This window comes from Arsenophonus sp. ENCA, assembly GCF_002287155.1.
Taxonomy (GTDB): domain Bacteria; phylum Pseudomonadota; class Gammaproteobacteria; order Enterobacterales; family Enterobacteriaceae; genus Arsenophonus; species Arsenophonus nilaparvatae.
The window spans coordinates 1-1,252 of the sequence record NZ_NHNG01000488.1 but is presented as its reverse complement, the minus strand read 5'-3'; the positions used below and the strand labels follow the sequence as shown (position 1 = coordinate 1,252).

The 1,252-nt window shown below is 32.7% G+C and carries 1 protein-coding gene and 1 pseudogene; both read left to right on the top strand.

The annotated features are described in order from the left end of the window. Positions 1-547 (top strand): annotated as a pseudogene (locus tag CBG25_RS12960) (Bcr/CflA family drug resistance efflux transporter); the annotation flags it as partial. Positions 548-829: 282 nt separating this feature from the next. Beyond that, positions 830-1,153 carry a hypothetical protein gene (locus tag CBG25_RS12955; RefSeq protein ID WP_290607112.1) on the top strand — a complete coding sequence of 108 codons (324 nt, stop codon included), beginning with the start codon at positions 830-832 and terminating at the stop codon, positions 1,151-1,153. Positions 1,154-1,252: the final 99 nt, after the last annotated feature.

The window sequence follows — 1,252 nt, the reverse complement described above, 5'->3', positions numbered from 1 at the left end:
ACCTAAATTCTATTTACCCTGTTTATCGCTCGGTTTATCTTTTTCATTAATTTATTGTTATGTTACTGCTGCGCCTTTTATTTTTATGCTCAAATTTGGTGCCAGTGCCTCAATATTTGGTATCTACTCTGCTATTATTGGCCTCGTCTTACTGGCCGGCGCATTTTTATCAAGTAAATTACTACGAAAATTTAGCGCCACAAAAATTTTATCCATGTGGCTAAGATCACTACAAATATTGATAATTCTATTTATTCCAATATTTATCTACCAAAATAATACCATCACTTTTTTTGCATTCTTTGCCATCATTATGTTTACTGGTGGGTTATTTGAATCTCTAGATACCTATTTAACAATGAGTAGCCAAAAAAATAGTTTGGGAGCAACCTCAGCGTTAATGGGTTCAGCTTCTTTAGTTATTCCTTCTATAATCGGTGGGATAGGTAGCTTCTTAATTGAAATGAATTTATATCTATGGATGGTTTATATTTTAATTTTAGTGGCTAGCATGGCGTTAATGCTAACTAAATATAAGAAATTATAAATTTATGGCTCAGTTGAGTTTATCTTAACTGAGCAATTTGATTTTAAAATTCACCATGTGTTAGCTCGATCAATAACAAGATAAAAAACTTTTGCAAATAACACATTGATGCCAGCTGATTGTATCAACAGATAAAAACCACCATCATTGATCAACGATTAACATTATTTTATTTGCTAGTTTGCTGCTATATAGATTCGATTATAATAAAAGTTTTTTATGAAAGTATTTAGCCCTTATTTACTATATTTTCATATTTTAATTAAATAAAGAATCGTCATAATGCCATCCATAAACTCATTCCCTTCATCACCTCACTGGCTATTAACTACATCAGATCCTACCCAGCGCCAAAAAGCAGAAAGCGAAAATATAGCAAAGGAAAAGCTTGCGACGAGTAGCAAAAAAACACTAACAAGTTTGCTACTACAAGACCATGAAACAGCTCAAATTTCATTGTCAAATAGCGCTCCCAAGCATGATAATGGTATTACTGCTCTTGTTAATCAATCGCTTTATCAAACCAAACCTATTCTATCCCTTACTGCTAATGATTTTAATAAACTCGTCTATGATGAACAGAGTCAACAATTACGTTGTCTATAGGACTTACGCAAATAGCATAATAATTGTAGGCTTTTTGAGCTGCTGACAAAGATAATCATCGAGCAATCCTCGCTTAATACGATAAAGCGTTTTGCCTGT